At 71.4% G+C, this 2,565-nt stretch carries 1 protein-coding gene; it reads left to right on the top strand.

Going from position 1 to position 2,565, the window contains the following annotated elements; all coding sequences use genetic code 11:
* The first annotated feature begins 1,459 nt into the window (after positions 1-1,459).
* On the top strand, positions 1,460-2,515 hold the full coding sequence (locus BFF76_RS26470; RefSeq protein ID WP_031094993.1) for a YncE family protein: 1,056 nt from the start codon (positions 1,460-1,462) through the stop codon (positions 2,513-2,515).
* The last annotated feature ends 50 nt before the right edge of the window (positions 2,516-2,565 follow it).

Here is a 2,565-nt window from a genome sequence, read left to right as displayed (position 1 = left end):
CCCCACACCCACTCCCACACCGACCGCGCCCCCGACGACAGCACCGCCCACCGCCGAACCGGCCGTGCGGCTGACGGGCTCCAAGGTCACCGCAGGCGGGAAGGTCACCTTCACCCTCTCCGGGTTCACCAAGGGCCAGAGCGTCACCGTCAAGCTGGACGACGACGGCATCATCGGCCAGTGGCCCTCCGCCGTGAAGGCGGACGGCACGCTCACCGCTACGGTCACCGTCCCCAAGTCGACGCCGNNCCTCGCACCGAACCCCTCCACGAGCCTCAAGGCGGACATCTCCGTGACGGCGTCCGGCTCGGGCGGCAACGGCGGTTCGGGTACGGGCGGCAGCACCGGTGGCGGCACGGACTCCGGCACCGGTGGCGCTTCCGGCGGCACGGGCGGGACGTCCGGCTCCGGCGGATCGCCCTCCCCCGACGGCTCGGGCGGCAACGCGAGCACGTCCGCCACGATCACCGCGGGTTCGCAGGTCGCCGCCGGCGGCAAGGTGTCCTTCCGGGTGACGGGCTTCCCTGCGGGCCGGCAGCTCACCGTCAAGCTCGACGACTCCGAGATCATCGGGCAGTGGCCGAACGGCATCGGCGCGGACGGCTCACTCTCGGGGACCGTCACGATTCCGGCGGATGCCACGAAGGGCGCCCACTGGCTGCGCTTCCTCGCGCCAAACCCCTCCACGAGCCTCAGGGCGGACTTCACCGTCACCTCCGGCACATCGGCGGCGCAGGCCGCGGCGAGTGCCTCCCCGGGCGGCGGGGGCGGGCCGGCCGGCACCGGCGGCGTACCGGCCGCCACGGGTGAGCCGGCCTCGGCGTCCAACTCCCGGGGCGCCAAGGCCGCGATAACAGCGAGTCAGGTGCAGCCGGGCGGAAAGATCCCGTTCGAGGTGACAAAGTTCCCGGCCGGACAGACCGTCACCATCAAGCTCGACGACGAGGAGATCCTGGGCCAGTGGAAGGCCGACTCCACGGGCGCGTACAAAGGTGAGGTCACGATCCCGGCGGAGACTCCGGCGGGCGCCCACTGGCTGCGCTTCCTCGCACCGAACCCCTCCACAACCCTCAGGGTCGACTTCACGGTGACCGTTCCCGGCGCGACAGCCACGGCCTCGGGCACCGGCCCGGCGACGGCCGCGGTGCCCCGGGCGACGCCGGACACCGTCGCCGCGGCATCCGTGGAGGACTCCGTCCCGTACGCGACGATCGCCTGGTCGGCGGCCGCCGCAGCGGTGGGCGGGGCGGCCGGCGCCGCCGCCACCACGCTGATCGTCGTACGCCGCCGCCCGGGCGGACACGCAGCGCAGGGCTGACACCACGCCCGAACACAGCACCCCCACAGGAATGTTGTCGCGCACGTCACACACCTGAGGATGCGTTACTTAGGTAAGCCTAAGCTAAGTTACAAGTGTTGCAGTTCCTACTGAAACCCCTGTCAGGGAGTTGACCCCCGCATGACCTCGTCCATCCGCAGAAGCCGTCGCACCGTCACCCGTGCCGCCATCGCCCTCGCGATCACCGCGGGCACCACCGCCGCGCTGACGGGCCCCGCCTCAGCACACCCCGTGGCCGGCACCGTCACGGTCGCACCGCTCGTGAAGGGCCTGTACCAGTCCTCGTACTCCGAGCGGAACAACGTCCTGTGGACCACGTCCGCCGTGGGCCGCCCGCCGGTCGTGGCCTCCGCCCTCCTGAAGGTGGACCCGAAGACCCTCAAGGTGAAGCAGACCGTCACCCCGCCGGTCACCGACGCCGCCACGGGCGCCCTGGAAGCCGTCTACGGCGTGGCCGTGGACGACGAGCACAACACCGTCTGGACGACGAACACCCGCAACAACACCGTCGCCGTCTACAGCCAGCGCACCGGCGAGCACCTCGCCACCCTCCCGAACGTGGGCCACGCCCGCGAGATCGTCGTCGACGAGCGCCACGACACGGTGTGGGCGAGCGCCTTCACGGACGGCTCCCTCGTGGCCTTCGACTCGAAGACCCTTAAGGAGAAGCAGCGGATCACCGTCACCGGGTCCGGCCCGACCGGCCTGGTCGTCAACGAGCGGACCGGTACCGCCTACGCCGCGGACCTCAACGGTGACCAGGTCATCGAGGTCACCGCCAAGTCCGCCACCCCGCGCCTCATCCCTGCCGGTGACGGCCCGATCTCGATCGCGCTGTCAAAGAACGGCAGGACCGCTTACACCGCCAACCAGACCGGCGGCGACCTCTCCGTGATCGACCTCAGGAAGGGTCTGGTCACCAAGTCCGTCGCCACGGGCGCGGGTGCCCTGTCCGTCGCCGACGACGACCGCACCGGCAACGTCGTGGTCGTCAACCGCACCGCCGCCACGGCGACGGTCGTCGACCCGGGCAAGGGCACCGTCGTCCGCACGGTGACCACCGGCGCCAACCCCAACCACGTGACCGTCACGAACGGCACCGCATACGTGGTCGACAAGTCCGGAGCCGGTGCCGACGGCGCGGACCAGATCCACAGCTTCCGCGTCACCCGCTGACACCGGCCGCTCGGCGCTCGGCAGCCCCCTCCCCGTTATGTTCTCCACGG

Source organism: Streptomyces mutomycini (genome assembly GCF_001700505.1).
GTDB classification, from domain to species: Bacteria; Actinomycetota; Actinomycetes; order Streptomycetales; family Streptomycetaceae; genus Streptomyces; species Streptomyces mutomycini.
This window is presented reverse-complemented; position numbering and strand designations above follow the sequence as displayed.